A 24,708-nucleotide genomic window follows, 5' to 3' on the forward strand; every position below is an offset into this window, starting at 1 on the left:
GCAGCATGTGCCATATCGCCAGGATGAACGACACCGCACCCGCCGGCTTTCTGAAGGAAGCCGCCGCCCTGCTCGGCCCGCGCGGCCTGACGACCGATCCTGAACTCGTGGCGCCCTGGCTTACCGACTGGCGCGGACGCTTTACCGGCCGGGCCTGCGCCCTCGCCTCTCCCGCCAATGTCGAGGAGGTGTCCGCTCTGGTACGCCTCTGCGCCGAACACGGCGTGCCGATCGTGCCCCAGGGCGGCAATTCCGGCATGTCCGGCGGCGCCACGCCCGACGAGAGTGGGACCGCACTGCTGCTCTCGCTGCGCCGCATGAACGCGATTCGCGAGATCGATACCGAATCGGGCCGCGCGACATGCGAGGCGGGCGTGATTCTCCAGACGCTCCACGAAAGCGCCGAGGCGCAGGATCTGCGCTTTCCGCTGACGCTGGGCGGCAAGGGCTCGGCGACGGTGGGCGGGCTGATCTCCACCAACGCGGGCGGCTCGCAGGTGCTGCGCCACGGATCGATGCGCGCCCTGGTGCTGGGGCTGGAGGCGGTGCTCGCCGACGGACAGGTCTTCTCCCAACTCACCCCCCTCAAGAAGGACAACCGGGGCTTCGACCTCAAGCAATTGCTGATCGGATCGGAAGGCACGCTAGGCATCGTCACCGCCGCGACCCTGCGCCTGTTGCCCGCCGTTGCCGAGCGGGTGGTGATCTGGGCGGGGGTCTCCTCCCTGCCCGCTGCCCGCACGCTGCTGCTTCACTGCGACGCGATGGAGGGCGAGGCGCTCGAAGGCTTCGAGGTCATGCCGCAGGCCAGCATCGACGCCGTCGTCGAACACCTCCCCACCGCCCGCCCCCCGCTGGAAGGGCGCCATGCGTGGCACGTGCTGATCGAAGTCGTCGCCGACCGGGCGCAGGCCGACACCCTGCGCGACCGCTGCGAGGCGATGATGGCCGAAGCCTTCGAGAAGGATCTTGTCGAAGACGCCGCCCTATCCGCCAGCGAATCGCAGGCCGAGGCGTTCTGGCTCATCCGCGAGACCGTCCCCCCCGCCGAGCGCGCACGCGGCCCGGCGGTCCAGCACGACATCTCGGTGCCGGTGGAGGCGATGCCCGCCTTCGTGGAGACGACCGCGCCGATGCTGGAAGCCGAGTTCCCCGGCACCGAGGCGATCGCGTTCGGCCACCTCGGCGACGGCAACGTGCACTACCACGTCATCGCCCCAGGAGCCGCCGACGCCCGCGCCTGGAATGCGACCGAGGGCAAAGCGATCAGCCGCAGGGTCCACGATCTCGTGACGCAATGGGGCGGCTCGATCTCGGCCGAGCACGGCATCGGCCAGCTCAAGCGCGACGAACTGGCCCGGCTGGGCGATCCGGTGGCGCTGTCGATGCTGCGCGCGGTCAAGCAGGCGCTCGACCCCCGGGGGCTGCTCAACCCCGGCAAGCTCGTCTAACGCGGCAACGAAACATCCTGCACCGAATCGCCGGATATGGGGAGGTCTCGCGCTTGCGCGGCCGCCCCGCAGCCTCTAAAGCCACGCCCTTCCAAAGACTGACCACCCCTCGCGGAGAGTACCCATGGCCAGCGTGCCTCAGAATCCTGCACTGCCCTTGTTCTACAAGGACCTCATCCCGCTCAACTCGCAGCAGCACGCCAACTGGAAGACCCGTTCGACCGACAAGGCCACCTGGCTGGCCGGCATCAACTCGGTGCCGCTGACGGTCGAGGAATTCCCGCAGGCCCAGCGCAACTTTCCGATCATCTTCACCGCAGGCGAGAACCCGATTCCGCTGGTGCTGATGGGCATGAACGAAGGCACCAACGTGTTTGTCGATGAAGACGGCACGGTGAACACCCCCGTCTACATCCCGGCCTACGTGCGCCGCTATCCCTTCATGCTGGCCAAGCTGCGCCCGGATTCGGATGAGCTGTCGCTCTGCGTCGACCCGTCGAGCGACCTCGTCGGCGAGATCGAGGAAGGCGAGCGCCTGTTCGACGACGAAGGCCAGCCGACCGACACCACCACCAACATGCTCAAGTTCTGCGAGAACTTCGAGATCGCGGGCAACAAGACCGCGCAGTTCATGGCCGAACTCGAGAAGCACAAGCTGCTCATGGACGGCGAACTGAACATCGACGTGGGCGCGGCCCAGCCCTTCAACTACCGCGGCTTCCAGATGGTCGACGAGAACAAGCTGCGCGAAGTGCGCGGCGACGTCCTGCGCCAGTGGAACCAGAACGGCCTACTCGGCCTGATCTACGCGCACCTGTTCTCGCTGGAACTCGTCCGCGACATCTTCGGCCGCCAGGCATCGCAGGGCAAGGTGCCGAACTTCACGCCGCCCGCCGCACCGGTCGCGGACGGCGTCGCGGATGACGTGAACGCCTGATTCACCTTCGTGGAGCGGGCGTTATGACACTTTTGTCACAGTCCCGCTCCATTCGATTAGCGTTACGGATAGTTCGCTGGACATTTCTTATGCGTCCTGCTTCACGAATCGCTTGAATGTCGGATCGGGTCGGCCTATGTAGGTCTTGCCCGGCCGGCGCTACCCTCATGGCCCGTTCGGGTTGGTGCACATTGTGCACCTCCTCCCTGAACCTTGGCCACCTCGTGCATCGCACGAGGTGGTTTTTTAATGCCCTCAGGGAATTACTCGCTGACTAAAGCGTGATCGACTTCAGCGGTATCATCGTCATTCCCGCGAAGGTGGCGATGACGAAGGGTGTTTCAGTCATACGCGATCACGCTCTACTCCGCCGCCAGCGACCAGTCCTGCGCGCCCGCGTCACGCCCAAGTTCCGCAACGACACTGCCCAGACGGCGCACCAATCCCGCCAGATCCTCGATCATCCCCGTCATCTGCTCGGACGGTTCGACCAGCGCCGAATCGAGATAGCGGCTGCGATCCACCTCGATCTGCAGCGCGTGAATGCCGCCGCGCGGATCGCCATGCCGTTCCAGCACATAACCACCGGCGTAAGGACGATTGTGCGCCGCCTCGCGCCCGACCTGGGCGAAATGGGCGAAGGCGGACGCGACGACGCTGCCATGGCTGCTCGCCCCGAAGCGGTCACCGATCACGACTTGCGCGCTGGCGACGCCGGGCCGCGACGGCAGCGGCGGCATCGAGTGCAGATCGATCAGCAAGGCCGCACCCCACCGCTCGCGCAGCGTCGACAGCGCCTTGGCGATCGCTGCGTGGTAGGGTTCATGCACTCCGGCGAGCCGCTCGGCAAGATCGGCCGCTCCCAGCCGCCGCCGCCACAGATCGCCCTGCACGGGGAGGCGCCGGGGAATGAGGCCCAGCCCACCCCGAACACGCCGACTTGCCGTGGGAACACCCTCCGATGGCCGAGCCTCGCGCTGGAACATCTCCCAGTCGATGTCGTCCGGCGCACGGTTGAGGTCGATCATCGCGCGCGGTGCGTTGGCCACGATCAGGCTCGCGCCCGTGGCCTCGGCAATGCCGCGCGCCATGAGGTCGACATAACGGTCCTCGAGCTTGAGCGCCGCCGTCGGACCATGGCGAAAATCGGCGAGAAGTGCCCGGGGATAATGACGCCCGCCATGCGGCGCCGCGATCAGAACCGGGATCGCGGAAGGGTTGACCTCGGCGAGAAAGAACGCCGGAACACCGGGAGCGCCGGGAATTCGGCCGCCGCCCGTACCCTGGCCCACACCTTGCCACCCGGCTTGCGAATCGTTCTCACCCAATGCCCCGCTCATCCCTTCAAGCTGTGCGTTTCATACCGTCCTGTCAAAGCGTCCCGATACCGGTCACCTCCGAATAGGGACAAGAAATATAAACGCTTACCTTGTATGCCTACGGACAGACGCACGGCGAAGCCGATGCCAGAACACAACGCACAAGACTGGACACCTGCGATGATCCGCATCCTCCTCGCCGAAGACGACGACGCAATGCGCACCTACCTGGCCCGCGCGCTGCAGAACGCGGGCTACAGCGTGGTCGCGGTCGATCGCGGGACCGAGGCGATCCCCCATCTGAAGAACGACGATTTCGACCTGTTGCTGTCTGATATCGTCATGCCCGAAATGGACGGGATCGAGCTTGCGCAAAGGTGCGCCGAGATTTCGCCCTCGACCAAGGTGATGTTCATCACCGGATTCGCCGCCGTGACCCTGCGTGCCAGCCGCGAGGCGCCCCAGGCCAAGGTGCTCTCGAAGCCCTTCCACCTGCGCGATATCGTGATGGAAGTGCAGCGCGTCTTCGGCCTTGCCGAGCACGCCACGCTCTGAGCGAAATTTTTTCTCACAAGGCCCTTGCCAGCCAAAAGAAGCGCAGCTAGAGGGCCAGTCCTCCGGCGGGGACACTCACCGGAGCGCTTGAATGGAGACCTACGGTTCGCCGCAGGAAACCATGAATGGAATGGGCGTATAGCTCAGTGGTAGAGCACTATGTTGACATCGTAGGGGTCGCAAGTTCAATCCTTGCTACGCCCACCATTCCAGAAACCCCGCCGGTCTTGCGACCAGGCGGGGTTTTTCTTTAGCCGTGAATCTTCAGGCCGTAGCGAGAGCGCCCTGCCCTTCCGGAAACGGCACGCCCGGCCACGCCGTCGTTGTCTCGAAGAAGCGCGAGACGTCGTGCAGCGCGCCGTCGACCACCATCAGTTCCGCCGGAGGCGCATGGCCGATGAAGTGGATGGGGCTGGCCGTCAGGCCATAGGCACCGCTGTTGTGGACCGCGATCACGTCGCCTTCGCTCAGCGTCGGCAGCACCACCCCGCCCGCCAGCCGGTCGATCGAGGTGCACAGCGGCCCGGTCACGTCGTAGGTGCCCGTCTCCGCTCCGCCGCCGACACGGTGCATCTTGTAGTTGCGGCGAATCACCATGCCGAAATGCCCGGAGGCAGGCAGGTGGTTGTTCATGCCGCCGTCGCAGATCGCGATGGACACGCCCCGCGACTGCTTGAGCGAAACCACCCGTACGAGGAAATAGCCCGCCTCGGCCACGAGATAGCGGCCCAGTTCCAGCTTCAGCCGGGTACGGGCGAAGCGCGGGTCCGCGCGGAAGCTCGCAATGTCGGGCAGGATCGCGGAGGCCACGGCCTCCAGCGGCAGCGGCGTGTCTCCCTCGTGGTATGCCACGCCCAGCCCCGAGCCGAGGACGAGACTGTCCGGCGTGATGTCCACCGCCTCGCACAAGTCGGTGAAAATCGAGAGGAAGCCCCGGTAGTTCTCGACGATGGCGTCGGGCTTCAGGCACTGGGTGCCGGAATAGATGTGCAGCCCGGCAAGGCGCAGGCCTGGCATTGCGACGATCTGCTCCAGCGCCTCGCGGGCATCGGGCAGGTCAATGCCGAACGGGCTGGGGCGCCCGGCCATCTGGTCGCCGAACCCGCGCGGGACGGAATCGGGCGCGATCCGCAGCAGCACCGGCTGGACACGGCCTGCGGCGCGGGCAACCTCGTCCGCAATTCCAGCTTCGCGCAAGGATTCGAGCACCAGCAGGCCGACCCCGCCGAGGACTGCCTCGCGAATCTCGAATTCGCGCTTGCCGGGGCCGGTGAAGCTCACGAGTGCCGGGTCCCACCCGGCCTGCAGCGCCAGCCGGAATTCGCCGATGGACGAGACGTCCAGCAGGTCGACCCGCCCGACCATCCATTTCAGCAGTGCCGGGTTGGGGTTGCACTTGACCGCGAAGCTGAGCGCCAGCTGGTCGTCGAAGGCATGGCGGAGCGCGGCGATCCTCTCGGCGATGCCCTCGGTGAAGTACACGAAGGACGGGGTGCCGAACTGCTCGGCCGCCGCCGCCAGCCAGGTGTCGCGATCCGCCGCGTTCATACCCGTTCGCCAGCGAAGCGGGTGATGCGCGCGGGCGTGTCGAAGTTCTCCAGCGTCACCTCGTCGGCGCGAATCTCGATCCCGGCCTCCTGCTCGACGAAGGCAATGAGGGAGATCATCGCGATCGAATCGAGCATGCCGGAGGAAAACAGGCAGGTGTCGGGATCGACGGCGCCGTCGTAGCCGGAGATCGCCTGAAGGTTCTGAATGATCCTGTCGGTGGTGAGGGCCATGTGCATTGCTCCTAGATCGAAAGTTGCGGACGTTCGGCGCCCGGGGTGCTCAGGCGTACCACCTCCGGCCGGGCCAGTTTGCCGCTGGCGGTACGCGGCATCGGCGCGTTCCAGACATGGATCGCGCGCGGCACCATGTAGGCAGGCATCACCTTGCGGCAGTAGGCCAGCAGCCCCTCGCGCGTGGCGCCGGGGGCGAGCGTGGCGGCGACCTGGACGCTCTGGCCGAGCAGGTCGTCGGCGACACCGAAGACGACCACGTCGGCGGCCATGCCGCTGCGGTGGACGATGTCCTCGACCTCGTCGGGGCTGATGCGGAAGCCGCTGCTCTTGATCAGGGCATCGCGGCGCGAGACGAACCACAAGTCGCCGTCCTCGTCGATGCGCACGATGTCGCCGCTGTAGACCACCGGCTCCTCGCCGATCAGCGCGGCGAGTTCGGGACAGGGCCTGATCTTCTCGGCGGTGGCGTCCGGGCGGTTCCAGTAGCCCTGGCTGACGAAGGCGCCGCGGTGGACGAGTTCGCCCTGCTCTCCCGGCCCGGCGATGCCGATGCCTTCGCGGATGACGTAGACTTCGTTCTCCGGCACCGCGCGGCCGATCGCGCCCATCTTGGCGGCGAACTTCTCGGGAGGCAGGTAGGTGGAGCGGAACGCCTCCGTGAGACCGTACATGAGATAGATGCGCGTATCCGGCAGCAGCGCAGGCATCCGCTCGAGGATGTTCAGCGGGATCTTGCCGCCCGAATTGGTGACGAGCCGCAGCGAAGGCAGCACCTCGCCCGAGGCGTCGAGCAGGCGGATGAACTGGATCCAGAGCGGAGGCACCGCCGCGAAGCCGGTCACTCGCTGCTCCCGGATGACGCGCACGATCTCGGTCGCCATCGCGACGGGCTGGTGGACCACCGTGCCGCCGACGAGCATCATGGTAGTGAGCTGGTTGAACCCGTAGTCGAAGCTGTAGGGCAGCACGCTGAGCAGCCTGTCATCGCCGCGCAGTTCGAGATAGGCGGTGACCGAACGCGCGCCGCTGACGATGTTCGCGTGCGTGAGCATCACCCCCTTGGGCCGCCCGGTCGAGCCGGACGTGTAGATGATCGCCGCAAGGTCGCCGTCATCGCGCGAGATCGGCACTTCGGGCTCGGCTGCGGGCAGATCGTCCCAGAGTTGCATGCCTGCGGCGGGCGCCCCGCCCGCGACCAGCACCGCCAGCGCATGGCCTCCGGGCAGCGCGGCCGCCGCTCCGCCTTCGAGGATCGCCCCGCGCGCGCCGCTGTCCTCGATGACGTAGTGGAGTTGCTCGCCGGTCCAGACGGTGTTGACGTTGACGAAAACGCAGCCGATCCGGCTCACCGCCAGCATCGCCGCCACCTCGCGCATGCCCTTGCGAACCTGCACGACCACGCGGTCGCCGGGCTGCAGATCGCTCGCCGCGAGGAAGGCGCAGACGCGGCCCACTTCGGCGGCGACCTCGGCGTAAGTCCAGCTGCGGTCGGGATCGACGAGGAACGTCTTGGCCGCGTGTTCGGGCAGGTTGTGCGCGAACAGATCGAAGACGGTGCGGACGGCGCGGCTCACAGGAGCGGCCCCAGGCGAGGATAAATCCGGGCAGGCGAGCCAACGCAGACCGAGTCCGAAGGCACGTCGGTCGACACAGCCGTGTTGGCGCCGATGCGCACCCGGTCGCCGATGCGGATGTTGCCCAGCACCGTCGAATTCGTACCGATGAAGACGTCGTCGCCGATCGTCGGCACGCCCCGCTTCATGTTGGTGCCGATGGTGACGTTGTGCATCACCCCCAGCCGGTCGCCGATGACCGCCTCGGGGTGGATCGAGAGCGACCCCTCGTTGTTGACGATATGGAATGCGTCGCCGATCGTGACCTGCGGCGGAATCCAGATCTTGGTGATGTTGGCCACGAACAGGTTCATGAAGCCATAGACTTTCGAGGCCAGCTTGCGGCCCAAAGCGCTGCGCCGCTGCAGCCCCCATCGGCCGAAGCGATAGACGCACAGCGAGATAAACGCCCCGTTGGTGACCGAACTGCCGTGCCGCCGATAATCCTCGCGCATCGTCTGCCAGGCCGAGGGACGCCGCGCGCGCTCGCTGTGCGCGGCGGTGTCAGGCAAGATCGAGCGTTCTATCGATTTCGTCGGTATCCGCGTAAAAAACATCGTCGCCTCCCGTACCCACTACCACCGAATAGTCCTGACCCTGCCGGTCGGTCAGCAACTTGAGCGCCACCACCGCTCGCGAAGGAGGCTGGATCACCAGCGCCCGTGCCTTGGCCGGCATCATCACCAGCCCATGAACCAGATGACTTCCCTCGACCCCCGCGACCACCTGTGCGCCCGCGCAGGCATCGACGATCTCCTCCAGCGTCGCGTTCGAAGGGTCGAGCACGCGAAAGCCGTGCCGCGCCGCCAGATGCTCCGCAACCTGCCGCTCGTTGCCGAGCACCCGCCGGTCGCCGGTCGTGCCACGCAGGAGGAAGACCCCGCGATGCCCGCTCCGATCGTGACCGACGAGCCGCCGCCGCAGATCGTCCGCCCGGCGCCGCTTGTGATCGTTGTGCGGCACGTCGTCGAACACCACGAGTTCGTCGAACAGCACCGCCCCTGCCCGCGTCGCCGCCATGCCGAGCCTGCGCTCATAGTCGGGCTGATGCCCCTTCGCAGGCAGCGTCGCCATCGGCACGCCTGCGCCTTCGGCCAAGCGGTAGGTCAGGCAGTCGTCGCTCAGCCAGTTACCGAACCACCGATTGCCGACCCAGCTTTCGTAGAAGGCCGATCGCGCTGCCACGCGCCGCACCATGCCCAGCGGCCGGCGACCCGCGCGCGGCCTCAGGTGGCGCGTCGCCGCACCGGCGTAGAGCACGCCGTCCAGCACTAGCGCCTTGCGGAAGGCGTAACCCATCGTCGGGTTCTGCGGCACGTCGAAGCCGCCGCGAAAGTCGCGGACAACCTCGGCCACGGTGGCGAATTCGGCCCCCCGGATGCGCTCGATCTGGTTGGAGAGCATCAGCGCCGGCTTCACGTAGACCGCGCCGCCCGGTGCGACCTCCCACCGATCGCTGGCGCGCACCACGATGTCGTCGGGCTTTCGGCCGAAGAGGCGCGACAATCCCTGCAGGGTCGGACGAATGGAGGGGCGCATGATCACCGACCTTCCGGCTTCAACGGCAACCCATGCGCAATTCGCGGATCATGGCATTGAAACGGCGTGCATCGATCACTGTCGGGTCCTGTTCAATATTTGCGATATTCTCCCGCAAATACTTCCACACGACCCGCCCTCTGCGTATCCGAGGCGACCGGAACGGAGTATCCCTTAGGCAAAGGCCCTAGTAGAATTGCCCAGCCGCCGACGATGAGACCGGCGCACCGCGCTTATCGGCCTTTCCAGACCGGTGTGCGCTTCTCCGCGAAGGCACGCGCGCCCTCCCTCGCGTCCTCGGACGTGAAGACATGCTCCACATAAGGCGTCTGGTGTTCGTTGATCCGATCAATCGGCCACAGCCATGAATCGCGCACGATCCCCTTGGATGCCGCCAGCGCAAGCGGACCGTTCGCCGCGATCGCCCGCGCCAGTTCACGCGCGACCTCGACCGCCGGGCCGTCGGTGACGCGGTTGATGAGGCCCAGTTCGAGCGCCCTCTCGGCTCCGATCGGCTCGCCGGTCAGTGCCAGTTCCATCGCCAGGGCGCGGGGCAACAGGCGCGGGAGTTGCATCAGACCGCCTCCCGCCGCGACCAGCCCGCGCTTGACCTCAGGAATGCCGAAGCGTGCATTTTTGTTCGCGACGATGAGATCGCATGCAAGTGCGAGTTCGAAGCCCCCTGCCAGCGCCGGCCCATCGACCGCCGCGATGATCGGCTTGCCGGGGGTCCACGTGCAGATGCCGCCGAAGCCGCCGCGCTCGTCCACCGGCAGTTCGCCGTTCAGGAAACCCTTGAGGTCCATGCCTGCGCAGAAGCTGCCACCCGCGCCCGTCAGGATCGCGCAGCGCAGGTGATCCGCCGATTCGAGCCGATCCATCGCCGCCGCGATTCCCGCCGCCGCCACCTTGGTCATCGCGTTGCGCTGTTCGGGCCGGTTAATCGTGACCTCCAGCACGCCATTGCACTCGGCCAGCAACACTTCCTCGCTCATCCTGCCCTCCTCTCCTGCACTTAGTGACAGGCACGGGGACGAACCCGGCCTGCAAAGCCGCTGTCGGTGCTGTCACACCCCAGTCTCGGCCTTGCCATGGGGCGCAGCCGTGCCTAGAGACTGCCGCAATTCTCACCCCAGGGGAGTCCCTTTAGAATGGCAAAGATCAAGGTTGTGAACCCCGTCGTCGAAATGGACGGCGATGAAATGACCCGCATCATCTGGCAGTGGATCCGCGAGCGTCTGATCCTCCCCTACCTCGACATCGACCTCAAGTACTATGACCTCTCGGTCGAGAAGCGCGACGAGACCGGTGACCAGATCACCATCGACGCCGCCAACGCGACCAAGGAATTCGGCGTCGCCGTCAAGTGCGCCACCATCACCCCCGACGAAGCCCGCGTCGAGGAATTCAGCCTCAAGAAGATGTGGAAGTCGCCCAACGGCACCATCCGCAACATCCTCGGCGGCGTCGTCTTCCGCGAGCCCATCGTGATCTCGAACGTGCCCCGCCTGGTTCCGGGCTGGACCGACCCGATCGTCGTCGGCCGTCACGCTTTCGGCGACCAGTACAAGGCCACCGACACCCTGATCCCCGGCGCCGGCAAGCTGCGCCTGGTGTGGGACGGCGAGAACGGCGACAAGATCGACCTCGACGTGTTCGACTTCCCGGCTCCGGGCGTCGCCATGGCGATGTACAACCTCGACGAATCGATCCGCGACTTCGCGCGCGCCTCGTTCAACTACGGCCTCAACCTGGGTTGGCCGGTGTACCTGTCGACCAAGAACACGATCCTCAAGGCTTATGACGGCCGCTTCAAGGATCTGTTCCAGGAAGTGTTCGACAAGGAAGGCTTCGCCGAGAAGTTCGCCGCCGCCGGCATCATCTACGAGCACCGCCTGATCGACGACATGGTCGCCTCGGCGCTCAAGTGGTCGGGCAAGTTCGTCTGGGCCTGCAAGAACTACGACGGCGACGTCCAGTCGGACACCGTCGCGCAGGGCTTCGGCTCTCTGGGCCTGATGACCTCGGTTCTGCTCTCGCCCGACGGCAAGACCGTTGAGGCCGAAGCGGCGCACGGCACCGTGACCCGTCACTACCGCCAGCACCAGCAGGGCAAGGCGACCTCGACGAACCCGATCGCGTCGATCTTCGCCTGGACCCGCGGCCTTGCCTATCGCGGCAAGTTCGACGGTACGCCGGACGTCGTGAAGTTCGCCGAGACCGTCGAGCGCATCTGCATCGAGACCGTCGAAAGCGGCAAGATGACCAAGGATCTCGCGCTGCTGATCGGTCCGGACCAGAGCTGGATGACCACCGAGCAGTTCTTCGAGGCGATCGTCGAGAACCTCGAAACCGAGATGGCCACCTGGGCCTGATCCTTCGGTTGGTTGAATGAAAAAGGCCCGCCCCCTCAGACGAGGGGGCGGGCTTTTTCTTTTGTTTCTCCCCGAGACACGCGCGGGGAGAAATCGTTCAGCGCTACTCCACTGCCCAGGGTTCCTCGCCCTCCAGCTTGGTGCGGTGCATCATGCGCCCGCACGTCGGGTCGTAAGCCTCCGCGCGGTGCATGGTGCCGGTGTTATCCCAGATCACGAGATCGCCCACCGACCATTCGTGGCTATAGGTGAACTCCGGCCCCGTCGCCCATTCGCGCAAGCCGTGGATGATCCGCGCGCTCTCCAGGTGGTCGACGCCCTGCACGTGATGGCAGGTGCAGCCCAGCACCAGCGACTTGCGCCCCGAGGCGTGCTTCCACACCAGCGGCAGCACCTTCTCGCCAATGCCCTGCATGATCTTGAGCTTCGCGAGGCTCGGCTCCGGCTCGTAATAGAACAGCGAGGCCCAGGGTCCATGGAGCACGCGCAAGTCGTCGTAGTACGCCTTGTCCTCATCCGACAGCGCGTCGTAGGCGGCATAAGTATTCGAGAACCCGGTGTTGCCCGTGCCCTTCGGGCTCGGCACCTTGCACGACAGCAGCGAGGCGAGAATCGGCACTTCGTTGCGGGTGCCGTCGATGTGCCAGTAGAGCGAGCCCTTGAGATACTCGGCGCTGGCCGGATTTTCCTTCACGTCGAGCGTGATCTTGCTCGGACCGCCGTCCGGACCCTCGGGCGCATATTCGCCGAGCGTCTTGGTGAAGGCGATCTGCTCCGCGTCGTCGAAGCCCACTTGCGGGAATACCAGAATACCGCGCGCTTCCAGTTCCTCGCGAAGCTGCGCGGCGAGTTCGCCGGAAAGCAGTTCTTCCTTCGAGTTGAGGATGCGGCTGCCGATCTGAGGCTTGATATGCTCAGTCTTCAACTGAGTCGTCGTGGTGGCGACCGTCATGGTCATGTCTCCCAAGGATGCCGTATGAGAACGCTGTTATCACGTTCTTCGTCCCGCATCCGGGAGAATCAAGCAGGCTTGCGCGCACCGCGCCAAGCGCAGGGCCAATCAGCGCCCGCGCGTTATGTGTCCGGCCCGTATCCAGACGGGTGTATCAGGCCGCCAGCTTGTCCAGCCAGCCTTCGACGATGCGGATCGCTTCGGCATGGCCGGTCTTCACGCCAAGCCCCTGCTCCATCACCACCGCGCGGCCGATGCCCGCAAGGACCACGCTGAACCCGGCGGCATCGAAACCGTCGAGCCGGTCCAGCCTGTCACCAAGCATGTGCTTGAGAATCTCGACCTGCCGGGCGCGCATCTCCTCACTGTGCTGCGCCATGTATTCGCGCACGGCCGGACGGTGGTTTGCGAGCGCCATGAATTCCAGCGCCATCGCCACTCGGCTGGTGTCGATGAAGAAACCCCACAGCGCCCGCAGCGGATCATCGGAGGCCAGCGCTTCCTCGATCATGCGGTCGCTCTGCGCGGCGCCTTGGCGCGAAACCTCGACCAGCAGATCGTCGGTGGTCGGGAAATAGTAATGCACCAGCGAGGGCTTGAGCCCCGCCCGCGCGGCCACGCGCCGCGTGCTGACGGAGGCGTAGCCTTCGTCGCGGATCAACTGATTGGTAGCCTCGACGATAAGCGCCCGTGTCGCTGACGTTTCGGCTCCGACCCTGCGCGCTGCGCCTGCCATGAAATTCCCCTTTCGTGCCCGCCTAAGGGTGCAGCGCAGCAAGATCAACCTGTCAGGGGCAGATTGACTTTTGTTCTTATTTTGTTCACACGTCTTGCATGGAAACGATCAAGGGCAGAGGAGCGGTCAGCGGCGCAGCAAGCACGCGCTTCAACCTGTCTGCGCGCGAAGCGGACGGCGACTGGCTCGATGCGATGGAGACGGTGGATGGCCCGTCCCGCAATCCCGCCACGACGGTGACGGAAGAACATCCGCGCTCGATCCTCTCGTTCAACAAGTCGCCCGACGTTCCGTTCGACCGGTCGGTGAACGCCTACCGGGGCTGCGAACATGGCTGTATCTACTGCTTCGCCCGCCCCACACACGCTTTCCATGACTTGTCGCCCGGCCTCGATTTCGAAACAAAGCTGTTCGCCAAACCCATAGCCGCGAAGCTGCTGCGTGAGACGCTGGCAAAGCCTGGCTACAATCCCGCACCGATCGCAATGGGCACCAATACCGACCCATACCAGCCGATCGAGACGCGCTATCGCATCACGCGCGAGGTTCTGGAACTCTGCCTAGACGTGGGCCATCCGGTGACGATCACCACCAAGTCCGACCGCGTGCTGCGCGACCTCGACCTTCTTGAGAAACTGGCCAGACGCAATCTCATCCACGTCGGTATATCGGTGACCAGCCTCGACCCGGTGCTGTCGCAGAAACTGGAACCCCGCGCCGCCTCTCCTGCCAAGCGCATGGCCGCGCTGGGGCGACTGGCCGAAGCCGGGGTTCCGGCACATGTGTCGATCGCACCGGTCATTCCCTCAATCACCGACAGCTTCATGGAAAGCATTCTCGAGGACGCCGCCGAGCGGGGCATTCGCTCGGCCTCATGGATCGTGATCCGCCTGCCGCACGAAGTCGCGCCGCTGTTCCGTGAATGGCTCGAGGCGCATTTCCCGGAGCGTGCGGGCAAGGTTATGGCGACAATCCGCTCGATCCGGGGCGGGCGGGACAATGATCCGAATTTCGTAACCCGCATGAAGCCGCAAGGCGTCTGGGCCGACCTGTTTCGTCGCCGGTTCCGCGTCGCGGCCTCCCGGCTGGGTATGAACACCCCGCACGTCGCGCTCGACTGCACGCAGTTTCGCCGCCCCTCGCTGGACGGGCAACTCTCGCTGCTTTGACAGGCCGATCCGCCCTTGGCCCGCGTTTCAGGCAACTTCGCTGAAAACCGCGCGTTGCTCCTGCCAGAAAGCCTCAAGGGACAGGAGTTCATAATGGCAGAAGAAACCGTCACCACCGAACAGCCGACCAATGCAGCACCAGGTCACACGACGATCATCCGCGAAACCCGGACCACGGGAGGCGGCACCGGGATCGTCATGGCCCTCGTGCTGCTCGTCGCCATCATCGGCGGCATCTACCTGTTCAGCCAGAACAGCGAGACCGCCAAGGACAACGCGATCGCAGAAGCCGCCAACGATGTGGGCAATGCCGCCACCAAGGTCGGCGATGCCGCTCAGGATGCGGTCAAGACCGACAAGTGACCTCGGCGAAGGCAGCCCCGCGCCGGGGGCTGCCGCCATGTCACGCCGCCATCGCCACCCGCTCCGGCCCGCGCTTGGCGGTCAGCGAAACGTTGGTGATCCCTTCCACACTCTGGAGGTGCTCGGCAAATTCACCGTCGAGCGCGAAGTCGCGGCCAAGCCGGACTTTTTGCGTCCGCCCGTCGCCGAGGTGCAGCGTCGCGATCACTTCACCCGCACCGCGCTCCCCGGGACGCATCAGCAGAGCCAGTTCCTGCACCGCCTCGACCCGATCGATGTCGAGCTTGAGGACCATGCGCGCATCGGCCTTCACTTCGTTCAGCGGCTTGCCACCCCGCACGGTAATGCGCGGGGGTTCGTCCGGGCTCGGGGAGTCCAGTTCGACGTTGAGCAGGATGCAGGCGCCTTCCTTGGCCCACTTCACAAAGTTCTCGACAAGGCTCTCCTCGAAGCACGAGGCCGAGAAATTGCCTGACGAATCCGAGAAATCGGCCATCACGAAATCCTTGCCCTTGCGGGTCTTTCGCTTCTGGACGTTCTCGACCATCGCCGCCATCACCGCGCCGGTGCGGCCACCGCCGCCTCCGCCTGCCATGAGACTAGAGTAGGTCCGAGCACCGTTTGCCGATGCTACCGCGCGATACGCTTCCACCGGATGCGCGGCGAAGTAGAAACCGAAGGTCTCGCGCTCCTTGGCCATCTGGTCGGCACGGTCCCACTTGTCCGCTTCGACGAGGCGCAGGCCCTGCTCGACGTGATCCTCGCCGCCAAAGAGGCCACCCTGGGTCGAGTTGCGCTCGCGCGAGGAACGATCCGCTTCGGCCAGCAAGGTATCGGCGTTGGCGAGAACCTTAGCACGATTGGGCTCCAGCGCATCGAAAGCCCCCGCAGCGGCAAGGCTTTCAAGCTGACGACGGTTCATCGAACCTGCAGGTGCCCGGCGGAACACATCGTCGAGATCGATGAACGGCCCATTCGCCTCACGCTCGGCGACGATGGCGTCCATCGCTTTCTCGCCGACGTTGCGGATACCCGCCAGCGCATAGCGCACGGCATGGCTTTCCGCCGTTTCCTCGACGATGAACTCGGCTTCGGACTTGTTGATGTCAGGCGCGGCGAGTTCGATGCCGTTACGGCGTGCGTCATCGACGAAGATCGCCAGCTTTTCCGATTGGTGCATGTCGAAGCACATCGCGGCGGCATAGAATTCGTGCGGGTAATGCGCCTTGAACCAGGCGGTGTGGTAGGCCAACAGCGCATAGGCGGCGGCGTGCGACTTGTTGAAGCCGTAGCCCGCGAACTTGTCGATCAAGTCGAACAGTTCGTTGGCCTTGGCGGCCTCGATCCCTGAGATTTCCTTGCAGCCATCGACGAAGCGCTGGCGCTGCTTGTCCATCTCGGCCTGGACCTTCTTGCCCATCGCGCGGCGCAGAAGGTCGGCGTCGCCCAGCGAGTAGCCTGCCAGGATCTGCGCGGCCTGCATGACCTGTTCCTGATAGACGAAGATGCCATACGTTTCGCCGAGGATGCCCGCCAGCTTGTCGTGCGGATACTCGATCGGCGCGAGGCCGTTCTTGCGCTGGCCGAACAGCGGGATGTTATCCATCGGACCCGGACGATAAAGCGAGACGAGCGCGATGATGTCGCCGAAGTTGGTCGGCTTCACTGCTGCCAGAGTGCGGCGCATGCCTTCCGATTCCAGCTGGAACACGCCCACGGTGTCGCCGCGCTTGAGCAGTTCGTAGACGCCCGGATCGTCCCACGCGAGGGTCGAGAGATTGATGGTGATCCCGCGCCGCTCAAGCAGATCGCAGGCCTTGCGCAGCACCGACAGCGTCTTGAGGCCAAGGAAGTCGAACTTCACCAGGCCGGTGTCCTCGACATATTTCATGTCGAACTGGGTCACCGGCATGTCGGAGCGCGGATCACGGTAAAGCGGCACCAGCTGCGCCAGCGGACGGTCGCCGATCACGACGCCCGCCGCGTGAGTCGAGGAGTTGCGCGGCAGGCCTTCCAGCTGCACCGCCAGATCGACCAGACGGCGCACTTCGCGGTCGTTGTCGTACTCGCGCTTGAACTCCGCGACCGGCGGGTCCTTGGTCACACCGTGCGCCTTGCGGCCCTGAATCGTCTCGGTCAGCGTCCAGGGGTCGGTCGGATGGTTCGGGACCATCTTGCACAGCGAATCGACGCGGCCATACCCCATCTGCAGGATACGGCCGCAGTCGCGCAGCACCGCGCGGGCCTTCATCTTACCGAAGGTAATGATCTGCGCGACGTGGTCATGCCCGTACTTCTTCTGGACGTAGCGGATCACTTCGCCGCGCCGCGTTTCGCAGAAGTCGATGTCGAAGTCGGGCATCGAGACGCGTTCCGGGTTGAGGAAGCGTTCGAACAGCAGGCCCAGCTTCAGCGGGTCGAGGCCGGTGATGGTCAGCGCCCAGGCGACCAGCGAGCCCGCGCCCGAACCGCGCCCCGGCCCCACCGGAATACCGTTGTCGCCCGCCCACTTGATGAAGTCGGCGACGATCAGGAAGTAGCCGGGGAAGCCCATGCCGACGATGATATTGACCTCGAAATCGAGGCGCTCGGCATATTCCAGGAAGTCCTCGGTGACGCCCTTCTCGCGCAGGATTTCATAGGCAGCGCGGCGTTCGTCACCGGTGAGGGCCATTGCCTCGTCCAGTTCCTGCTCGGTCACCTCGGGCCAGTAGGGCGCCAGACGGGCGGCAAGGCCACGGCGCGAATCGTCGGCGAGCATGCGCGCCTCGCCTTCGCGGTCACCGGCAAGGCTGGGCAATAGCGGCTTGCGGCGCGGCGGCACGTAGGCGCAGCGCTGCGCGACGACGAGGGTGTTCGCCAGCGCCTCGGGCAGATCGGCGAACAGCTCCGCCATCTCGGCGGCGGGCTTCACCCAGCGCTCGGACGAGGAGCGCGGGCGATCGGCGGCGTCCACTTGCGTCGAGTTGGCGATGCACAGCAACGCGTCGTGCGCGGCGTGGAAGCTGCGGTCGGAGAACTGCGCCGGGTTGGTGCCGACAAGCGGGATGTCGCGGTTGTAGGCGAGCGCGATCAGGTCTTCCTCGCTCTCGTCCTCCTCGGGCTCGCCGGTGCGGGTGATCTCGACATAGAGGCGGTCGCCGAACAGGGACTGCAGCGTGTCGCAGTAGCTCTCCGCCTGTTCGTGACGGCCCGCCGCGAAAAGGCGCGCCAGCGCGCCCTCATTGCCGCCGGTCAGGCAGATCAGTCCGTCGGTATGGCCGCGCAGCGATTCCAGCTCGACGTGCGGGTCCAGTTCCAGCGGGCGCCCAAGGTGGGCGCGGCTGACGTGATCGCACAAGTTGAGCCAGCCCGCCTCGTTCTGCGCGAACAGGGCAAGCCAGTCGATCGCGCGCTCCTGTCCCTGCTTGGCGGCCCCCGGACGGGCAACAGCGAGGAAAGTGCCGACGATCGGCTGCACACCCGCGCCCTTCGCCGCCCCTGCGAAGATCGGCGCGGCATAGAGCCCGTTACGGTCGCATAGCCCCGCGGCGGGGAACTTGCGCTCCTTGGCCAGCTTGGCGATCGCCTTCGGGTCGATCGCGCCGTCCAGCATGGTGAAGCTGGAGAAGATGCGGAGCGGTACGAAGGGAGCATGCGGCATCCGGCAAATCTATGCACTGCCCCCCGGCCCGATCAAGGCCATCGCGTGACAAGGCAGGGGATACATCGGGACATGGTTAACCCTGGACGATGAAGCGGCCTTCATCCCACGGCCCGAAACGTTCGAGCGAGCGGCCATTCTCCCGGGAAAGTCCCGTTCGAGCAACGATTTGCAACGCCAGCCTCTTGCGCCGCGCCAACACGAAGCGTTAACGACATTGCGTTAGGTGCATATGTGGACGTCCGGAGAGGCCGGACGTGATTCGACCTTCGGAACGGACCTGCCGATGACTCATCTGTCGCATCCGCTTCGAAGGCATCGCTGACGCCGCCGATGCCTGATATCACCACGATCGCCGCGTGCAGCACGGCACTCGGCGCGATCATGTGCATTGCCATCCTGCTGTCGTGGTTCAAGGACGGTCGCCCGGTGCAGCGGCGCTGGCAGTTCGCACCGTTCGGGATCGCGGTGCCGGCCGCTGTCCTTCTGACTTATCCGGAAATATTACCCGGCCCGCTTGGCCTGAGGCTGGGCTGGTTCGCGCTGACGCTGGTTTACGGCTCCGCCTGGCTGGCGGCGCGGGTGACGGCGGGACGCAAGCCCCGGCCGCTGCTGATGCTGCTGCCCTGCGTGGCGGTGCTGCTTTTCTCGGCGACCATCGGTGCGGACGATGCCATGGCAGAGCTGCGCATGATGCCGCGCGTCCTGCTCTTCGCGCTGTTCGACGGTCTGGCCGCGCGCGAATTCATGCGGATGCGCCAGCCGCAGTTGCAATCGGCGACGACGCTGTACTGGATCTTCGCGGTGTTCTGCGTGTTCGAACTGCTGCGCACGCCCTTCTCGCTCTCGCTGCCCGCACCGTTCGGACCGAAGGAAACGCAGGTCTGGTCGATCGCGCTGTTCAACTTCCTGATCGTATTGCAGGGCCTGCTGCTTGGCGTGTTCCTGACCGCGCTGGGGCGTGAGCAACTGGCAGCACAGCACTATCGCCTGGCCTCCATCGACCCACTGACCGGGATCGGCAATCGCCGCGCCCTCGACGATCGCATCGAAGCGCTGGCCCGGTCGCCGCGCGGCGAAGACTGCGTCGCCGTGGCGCTGCTCGACATCGACCGTTTCAAGGCGATCAACGACGAACTCGGCCACGGCTTTGGCGACATGGTGATCGTCGACGCGGCGATGGTGGCGCGCGAGACGCTGGGTGCCGGAAACGTTTTTCGCGTGGGCGGCGAGGAGTTCGCGGCCATCATCCAGGCGCGCACGCCCGAGGCGGTCATGACCCGCGCCGAAGCCGTGCGCATCGCCTTCGAGGCACGCAGCCATGTCAGCGGAAGCGAATCGCGGCGCTGCACGATCAGCGTCGGCGTGGCGATGATGGAACCCGGCGACGATCACTCTGCGCGCTTCACCGCGGCTGACGAAGCGCTTTACCTGGCCAAGCACCTCGGGCGCAATCGTACGGTATTGGCCACGCCCGGCCAGCGCGCGGCCCCGCCTCCGATCGACTTGCGGGCAGTTGCCGCCGAGCGCCGCGCTTCGGCTTAGCGCGCCGTCAACGGATCGTGGCCGACGCGCGCTTCGCCGTCGGCGGCGAAGTCCATGATGATGTCACTGGCCGGATCGTAGCGCGGCCAGACCGGCCGCTTGCCGCCACTGGGATCGCCGCTGGTGGCAAAGGCGACGAGCGCATCACTGATCGTGCCGCCCATCGCATCGTCGCGAGCCGTCGTGACATCGCCATACTTGATCGTCTGTGTATCGAAGAAGAAAGGAATGTCGCTGGCGTGTCCTGCCCCTGGCTTGCCCACCGAGGATGCCACGTAGGAAAACCGATAGGCGTAGACCGGGGCGCCTGCCTGCGACAGCGTTCGCGCCACGTCGCGGGCACCCTTGATCATGAAACCGTCCGGGCCGCCCATGTCGGCGCTGGTCGCCCCGATCATCACCGGCACCTTGGTGAACTTGCCATCGGCATAGGCCTTCGCCACATCGACCGCGATGCGGCCATCGACGAACGGCGAGGAGAACGCCGGACGCTTCGCTGCGAACAGCGCCTCGAGATTCAGACCATCGACCACCTGCTCCGCCGGGAGCGCGCGCAATTTTGCCAGCGCCTGCGGATCGTCGGCCGCGATGCCCTTGGTGGCGGCGAAAGCCGTGCCGGTCTTCTCCGCCTCGGCCAGACCGCCCGCTCCGAGTGCAGTGCCGTCTCCGCCGGACATGACGACCGCCCGGGCGAACAGACCTTGCGTCAGCGGCGAAGTCATCAGCATGTGCACCGACATGCCGCCCGCGCTCTCGCCGATAATCGTGACGTTCGCGGGATCGCCGCCGAAAGCCGCGATGTTCTGATGCACCCACTTGAGCGCGGCGACCTGATCGAGCGTGCCGTAGTTGCCCAGTAGCCCGCCCTCGGCATCGGCCTTGGTCAGTTGCGGGTGAGCGAAAGTGCCGAAACGGCCAACGCGGTAGTTGAAACTCACCACCATCACGCCCTTGCGCGCCAGTTCGGCGCCCGAATAGGTCGGCGGCGAAGCGCCGCCGTTCAAGAAGCCGCCGCCATAGATCCAGAAGACCACCGGCAACTGCGCCTTCGCGCCCTCCGGCTTCCAGACGTTGAGGTAGAGGCAATCCTCGGCGGGCGGCGTGCCGAGCGGTGCGGCGTCGCTGGGAAACGGCTTCTGCATGCAGTCGTGGCCGTAGGCAGTCGCCGGACGCACACCGGCCCATGCCGCGACCGGCTGCGGCGCGCGCCAGCGCAGGTCACCCACCGGCGGCGCGGCGAAGGGAATGCCCTTCCAACTGACCACGCCTTTGTTCGCCTCACCCCGGACTTCTCCGCTGCGCGTCACGGCAACCGGGTCGGCGATGGCGGCCGGTGAACAGGCGGTGGCAGCAAGAATGATGGCCGATAGAAAAGTGGGGGCTTTCAAGAAGGTCTCCTGACGTCGTCGTCCCGGACCTGATCCGGGACCGCTGGCCGTGAACAACCCACCTTTCGACAGGGCGTTCGGCGCACGCTCCAGACTAAAGACCGCCACCGGTCCCGGATCAAGTCCGGGACGACGACAGCAACTTAGATATCTCCTTGTCGAGCGCAGCGGGCTTGTCGGTCGGGGCGAAACGGCGCACGACCTTGCCTTCGCGGTCGATGAGGAACTTGGTGAAGTTCCACTTGATCGATTTGGAGCCGAGCAGCCCAGGCGCCTCGGCCTTGAGCCAGTCGTAGAGCGGCACAGCGTCCGGCCCGTTGACCTCGACCTTGCCCATCAGCGGAAACGAGAGGCCGAAGTTCACCTCGCAAAAGGCCGCGATCTCAGCGGCATCGCCGGGTTCCTGCCCGCCGAACTGGTTGCAGGGGAAGGCGATGATCTCGAACCCCTGTTCGCGGTACTTGCGCCAGAGTTCCTCCAGCCCCTTGTACTGCGGAGTGAAGCCGCACTTGCTGGCGGTGTTGACCACCAGCACCACCCTGCCCAGCCGATCGGCAAGACTGGTCGTCTCGCCGTTGGGAAGGGTCGCGGTGAAATCCGCGATGGTTCGGGGGTCTTTACTCACCAATGGCGCTCAGGAAGCCGGAAAGTCGGCGCGGCGGGACAAATGGCGGATCTCACCGATGCGCATCGTGTGGTCGCCGTCCTTCTCGATCGCATAGTCGTCCTGCTTCGCCTCGGGCAGTCCCATCACGAAGGCGACCAGTTCCGCCACGGTGCCGCGGCGGATCGTCTTGAAGTTGTGGAACAGCCCGCCGCCGTCCTCGCACTTGTGCAGTTCGGCCGTGTCGTCCCAGCCGAAGCTCCGAGGCGGAGTGCTGCCGGCTGCGATAGTGGACGGGATGTCGCTCATTGGCGGGTTCCTTTCTTATCGCCTGGACTAAGCAATGTGGGAAAGGAAAACCGCGAGTTCAACGGCGGTTCCGGCGAAGAATCAGGAACCTGAGATTGCCCACCCATGCCCCTCCCGCCAGCGGGAGGGGCATGAGAGAACTGCGCTTGCGCCGCTCAGGTCAGCACCCCGTCATGCAGCCGCACCACCCGGTCCATCGCCGCCGCCAGCCGCTCGTTGTGCGTGGCGACGAGCGCGGCGCTGCCCTCCCCCCGCACCAGCGCGAGGAACTGGGCGAAGACCTTGTCCGCCGTCGCCTCGTCGAGATTGCCGGTGGGTTCGTCGGCCAGCACCATGTGCGGGCGGTTGGCCAGCGCGCGGGCCACGGCGACGCGCTGCTGCTCGCCGCCCGAGAGCTTGCTCGGACGATGCTCCAGCCTTGCGCCGAGGCCCAGCGCAGTGAGCAGTTCGGTCGCTCGCGCGTCGCACTCGGTGCGCGGCTTTCCGGTGATCAGCTGCGGCAACACCACGTTCTCGATCGCGTTGAAGTCGGGCAGCAGATGGTGGAACTGATAGACGAAACCGATGTGATCGCGACGCACCGCCGCGCGCTGGTCCTTGCCCAGCTTGCTGGCGTCGATCCCGGCGATCTCGATCTTGCCGCCGAAGCCGCCTTCGAGCAGGCCGATCGCCTGCAGCATCGTCGACTTGCCCGATCCCGAGGGACCGAGCAGCGCGACGATCTCGCCGGGGCGGACTTCGAGGTTCACGCCGCGCAGGACGTCGATCTTCACCCCGCCCTGCTCGAAGCTGCGGGTCACGTCGGTCAGGCGGACGACAGGGTCAACGATATCATTCATAGCGCAGCACCTGCACGGGATCGGTGCTCGCCGCCTTGTAGGCGGGGTAGAGCGTGGCAAGGAAGCTGAACACCAGCGCCATGATGCAGATCGTGGCGATCTCCACCGGGTCGGAGCGCGCGGGCAGCTCGGTCAGGAAGCGGATCGAGGGGTCCCACAGGTTCTGGCCCGTCAGGATCTCCACCAGATGCACGATCGGCTGGCGGAAATAGAGGAAAATGAAGCCGATGATCACGCCCGCCACTGTGCCCATCGCGCCGATGCAGAAGCCGGCGGTGACGAAGACCTTGAGCAGCGAGTGCCGCGTCGCCCCCATCGTGCGCAGGATCGCGATGTCGCGGGTCTTGGCGCGCACCAGCATGATGAGCGAGGAGAGGATGTTGAACACCGCCACCAGCACGATGATCGAGAGGATCACGAACATCGCCACCCGCTCCACCGCCAGTGCCTCGAACAGCGAGGCGTTGATGGTCCGCCAGTCGGTGACGACGGCGCGGCCCGAGAGCTGGCGCGTCAGCGGCGCGAGGATCTCGCCCACCCGGTCGGGGTTGTTGGTGGTGACCTCGATCATGCCGATCGAATCGCCCGTCAGCAGCAAGGTCTGCGCATCGGGGATGGGCATGATGACGAAGGCGTTGTCGTAGTCGTAGACGCCGATCTCGAAGATCGCGGCGACGCGATAAGCGACCGAGCGCGGCACCGTCCCGAACGGAGTGGAGCGACCCAGCGGGTTCATGATCGTGATGACATCGCCCACCTGTACGCCAAGGTTCTGCGCCAGCTGCGTGCCGATCGCCACGTTCTCCGAGCCCGGCTTGAGTTCGGCTATGTTGCCGACCTTCACCTTGTCACGGACGCGGCCGATATCCTCGGCGGTCTGTCCACGCAGTTGGATCATCTCGACGCGGCCGTTGAAGGTCACGGCCAGCGGCTGGTCGATCAACGGCGAGGCACGGACGACGCCCGGCGTGGCGCGCACGTCCTTGAGCACGCCCTGCCAATCGTCGAGGCGGCCGCCGTAAGCCTGGATGATGGCATGGCCGTTGAGGTTGACGATCTTGTCGAAGAGTTCGGCGCGAAAGCCGTTCATCACGCTCATGACGATGACCAGCGCGGCAACGCCGAGCATGACCGCGACGAGGCTGATGCCGGCGACGAGAGCGATGAAGCGCTCGCCCTTTCCGGGCAGCATGTAGCGCTTGGCGATCGTCCATTCGAAGGGGGATAGGATCAAGCGAGGGGGTCCGTCTTGAAAAGGTGAAGAGGCATTAGGATGCGCGGGCGGTGCTGGCAAGCTGCGGGCGGACGGATGGTTCCCGAGGGGGTGGTACGAATGCGGGAGGTCTGCAGGGTTTACACTGTCTGATGGGTGAACCGTTGATGTCCGAGTGCAGGTGAGGCGCGGATTTGCGCGGGTTTTGAGCGTAGCGCGAGGTGACAGGTGTGACCTTACGAATGCGATGTGTCACCTTGTGGGGTGGAGGTGTCACCTTGTGGTGTAAACTTGTGCTGCCGGGAGTGTACGGGCTGGGCATGAACACATGGTATGGGATTGCGGGTACTGTAGGAAAGTGGACTGTCTGGGGG

The 24,708-nt window shown here is 65.6% G+C and carries 22 protein-coding genes and 1 tRNA gene; 8 read left to right on the top strand and 15 right to left on the bottom strand.

The features are described 5' to 3' along the window. The first annotated feature begins 23 nt into the window (after positions 1-23). Positions 24-1,451 (top strand): FAD-binding oxidoreductase, encoded by a 1,428-nt coding sequence (locus tag HWN72_RS10500; protein ID WP_248005931.1) that lies wholly within the window; start codon positions 24-26, stop codon positions 1,449-1,451. A 124-nt stretch (positions 1,452-1,575) separates the two neighbouring features. Further along, on the top strand, positions 1,576-2,388 hold the full coding sequence (locus tag HWN72_RS10505; RefSeq protein WP_008829751.1) for a SapC family protein: 813 nt from the start codon (positions 1,576-1,578) through the stop codon (positions 2,386-2,388). A gap of 362 nt (positions 2,389-2,750) precedes the next feature. Here HWN72_RS10505 and HWN72_RS10510 read toward each other — a convergent pair whose 3' ends face one another. Continuing rightward, positions 2,751-3,728, bottom strand: a complete 978-nt coding sequence (locus tag HWN72_RS10510) for an N-formylglutamate amidohydrolase (protein WP_248005932.1) — start codon at positions 3,726-3,728, stop codon at positions 2,751-2,753. 159 nt (positions 3,729-3,887) lie between these two features. Between HWN72_RS10510 and cpdR the strand changes: the two genes are divergently transcribed. Continuing rightward, positions 3,888-4,262: a cell cycle two-component system response regulator CpdR gene (cpdR, locus tag HWN72_RS10515; RefSeq protein ID WP_008829749.1), complete on the top strand. Its 375-nt coding sequence runs from the start codon at positions 3,888-3,890 to the stop codon at positions 4,260-4,262. Between the two features lie 132 nt (positions 4,263-4,394). After that, positions 4,395-4,469 (top strand) — tRNA-Val (locus HWN72_RS10520). A 57-nt stretch (positions 4,470-4,526) separates the two neighbouring features. On the opposite strand, the gene HWN72_RS10525 is transcribed toward HWN72_RS10520, so the two are convergent. The 6 genes from HWN72_RS10525 to HWN72_RS10550 form a co-directional block, all read right to left on the bottom strand. Further along, positions 4,527-5,810 carry a type III PLP-dependent enzyme gene (locus HWN72_RS10525; RefSeq protein ID WP_211150257.1) on the bottom strand — a complete coding sequence of 428 codons (1,284 nt, stop codon included), beginning with the start codon at positions 5,808-5,810 and terminating at the stop codon, positions 4,527-4,529. Further along, positions 5,807-6,043, bottom strand: coding sequence for an acyl carrier protein (locus HWN72_RS10530; RefSeq protein ID WP_211150258.1), 237 nt, complete (start codon positions 6,041-6,043; stop codon positions 5,807-5,809). The genes HWN72_RS10525 and HWN72_RS10530 overlap by 4 nt, the downstream gene beginning before the upstream one ends. Before the next feature lie 11 nt (positions 6,044-6,054). Then, positions 6,055-7,620, bottom strand: a complete 1,566-nt coding sequence (locus HWN72_RS10535) for an AMP-binding protein (RefSeq protein WP_008829746.1) — start codon at positions 7,618-7,620, stop codon at positions 6,055-6,057. Further along, positions 7,617-8,171, bottom strand: coding sequence for a serine O-acetyltransferase (locus tag HWN72_RS10540; protein WP_248005933.1), 555 nt, complete (start codon positions 8,169-8,171; stop codon positions 7,617-7,619). The genes HWN72_RS10535 and HWN72_RS10540 overlap by 4 nt, the downstream gene beginning before the upstream one ends. Further along, entirely contained in the window at positions 8,164-9,198 is a 1,035-nt protein-coding gene (locus tag HWN72_RS10545) for a glycosyltransferase family 61 protein (protein ID WP_248005934.1), read from the bottom strand. Before HWN72_RS10545 ends, HWN72_RS10540 begins: the two co-directional genes overlap by 8 nt. Positions 9,199-9,431: 233 nt before the next feature. After that, positions 9,432-10,193: a crotonase/enoyl-CoA hydratase family protein gene (locus tag HWN72_RS10550; protein ID WP_211150261.1), complete on the bottom strand. Its 762-nt coding sequence runs from the start codon at positions 10,191-10,193 to the stop codon at positions 9,432-9,434. A 156-nt stretch (positions 10,194-10,349) separates the two neighbouring features. Between HWN72_RS10550 and HWN72_RS10555 the strand changes: the two genes are divergently transcribed. Continuing rightward, a complete protein-coding gene (locus HWN72_RS10555; RefSeq protein ID WP_008829742.1) occupies positions 10,350-11,573 on the top strand; it encodes an NADP-dependent isocitrate dehydrogenase in 1,224 nt (407 codons plus the stop codon). A gap of 103 nt (positions 11,574-11,676) precedes the next feature. Here HWN72_RS10555 and HWN72_RS10560 read toward each other — a convergent pair whose 3' ends face one another. After that, complete coding sequence (locus HWN72_RS10560; RefSeq protein WP_248005935.1) at positions 11,677-12,525, bottom strand: TauD/TfdA family dioxygenase; 849 nt, start codon at positions 12,523-12,525, stop codon at positions 11,677-11,679. Between the two features lie 154 nt (positions 12,526-12,679). Continuing rightward, entirely contained in the window at positions 12,680-13,261 is a 582-nt protein-coding gene (locus tag HWN72_RS10565) for a TetR/AcrR family transcriptional regulator (protein ID WP_008829740.1), read from the bottom strand. 98 nt (positions 13,262-13,359) lie between these two features. Between HWN72_RS10565 and HWN72_RS10570 the strand changes: the two genes are divergently transcribed. Together HWN72_RS10570 and HWN72_RS10575 are read left to right on the top strand one after the other, a co-directional pair. Continuing rightward, entirely contained in the window at positions 13,360-14,430 is a 1,071-nt protein-coding gene (locus HWN72_RS10570) for a PA0069 family radical SAM protein (protein WP_008829739.1), read from the top strand. 93 nt (positions 14,431-14,523) lie between these two features. Beyond that, positions 14,524-14,793 carry a hypothetical protein gene (locus HWN72_RS10575; RefSeq protein WP_211150263.1) on the top strand — a complete coding sequence of 90 codons (270 nt, stop codon included), beginning with the start codon at positions 14,524-14,526 and terminating at the stop codon, positions 14,791-14,793. A 40-nt stretch (positions 14,794-14,833) separates the two neighbouring features. On the opposite strand, the gene dnaE is transcribed toward HWN72_RS10575, so the two are convergent. Continuing rightward, positions 14,834-18,436 (bottom strand): DNA polymerase III subunit alpha, encoded by a 3,603-nt coding sequence (dnaE, locus tag HWN72_RS10580; RefSeq protein WP_211150264.1) that lies wholly within the window; start codon positions 18,434-18,436, stop codon positions 14,834-14,836. Positions 18,437-18,769: 333 nt separating this feature from the next. Here dnaE and HWN72_RS10585 point away from each other — a divergent pair, with 333 nt between their 5' ends. Then, a complete protein-coding gene (locus HWN72_RS10585) occupies positions 18,770-19,981 on the top strand; it encodes a GGDEF domain-containing protein (protein WP_211150265.1) in 1,212 nt (403 codons plus the stop codon). Here HWN72_RS10585 and HWN72_RS10590 read toward each other — a convergent pair. From HWN72_RS10590 to HWN72_RS10610, 5 genes are all read right to left on the bottom strand, one after another. Continuing rightward, the gene (locus HWN72_RS10590) at positions 19,978-21,369 is read right to left on the bottom strand and encodes a carboxylesterase/lipase family protein (protein ID WP_211150266.1); all 1,392 of its coding nucleotides are present in this window, start codon (positions 21,367-21,369) and stop codon (positions 19,978-19,980) included. The two genes, HWN72_RS10585 and HWN72_RS10590, sit on opposite strands and share 4 nt — an antisense overlap. 118 nt (positions 21,370-21,487) lie before the next feature. Beyond that, the gene (locus HWN72_RS10595; RefSeq protein WP_211150267.1) at positions 21,488-21,994 is read right to left on the bottom strand and encodes a glutathione peroxidase; all 507 of its coding nucleotides are present in this window, start codon (positions 21,992-21,994) and stop codon (positions 21,488-21,490) included. Between the two features lie 9 nt (positions 21,995-22,003). Continuing rightward, positions 22,004-22,282: a hypothetical protein gene (locus HWN72_RS10600; RefSeq protein ID WP_008829733.1), complete on the bottom strand. Its 279-nt coding sequence runs from the start codon at positions 22,280-22,282 to the stop codon at positions 22,004-22,006. A 155-nt stretch (positions 22,283-22,437) separates the two neighbouring features. Further along, positions 22,438-23,121, bottom strand: a complete 684-nt coding sequence (locus HWN72_RS10605; protein WP_008829732.1) for an ABC transporter ATP-binding protein — start codon at positions 23,119-23,121, stop codon at positions 22,438-22,440. Beyond that, positions 23,114-24,355, bottom strand: coding sequence for a lipoprotein-releasing ABC transporter permease subunit (locus tag HWN72_RS10610; protein WP_008829731.1), 1,242 nt, complete (start codon positions 24,353-24,355; stop codon positions 23,114-23,116). Before HWN72_RS10610 ends, HWN72_RS10605 begins: the two co-directional genes overlap by 8 nt. Between the last annotated feature and the right edge of the window lie 353 nt (positions 24,356-24,708).

The sequence above is a fragment of the Novosphingobium sp. HR1a genome (assembly GCF_015594425.1).
GTDB classification, from domain to species: Bacteria; Pseudomonadota; Alphaproteobacteria; order Sphingomonadales; family Sphingomonadaceae; genus Novosphingobium; species Novosphingobium resinovorum_A.